Origin of the sequence: Methanohalophilus sp. WG1-DM, assembly GCF_004104135.1 — an archaeon.
In the GTDB taxonomy this organism is placed as follows: domain Archaea; phylum Halobacteriota; class Methanosarcinia; order Methanosarcinales; family Methanosarcinaceae; genus Methanohalophilus; species Methanohalophilus euhalobius.
The window spans coordinates 1-201 of sequence record NZ_RRBA01000074.1; the positions used below are offsets into that span (position 1 = coordinate 1).

Annotated in this window: 1 protein-coding gene; it reads right to left on the reverse strand. The window is 50.7% G+C overall.

Features of this window, described 5'->3' with window-relative positions:
* Nucleotides 1-201, reverse strand: a 201-nt coding sequence (locus tag CI957_RS10525; protein WP_277749700.1) for a ferritin family protein, incomplete at both ends; no start/stop codon positions are given.

Consider the following 201-nt stretch of genomic DNA (forward strand, 5'->3'; position numbering starts at 1 on the left):
TCTTTGTGATGCATTTCGGCCTTACCGATTGCTCTGAATCTTGCTGCGATTTCAGGCAGGTTCTCGTCTTCAGCAGTCTGTGCAAATTCGGGATACATGGTGGTGGTCTCGTAATCCTCGCCGTTGATTGCGGCTTTTAAGTTCTCGGCGGTTGTGCCGTAGTCGGTCGGAACGTCAGCCTGAATTGCAATGTCATCGAAG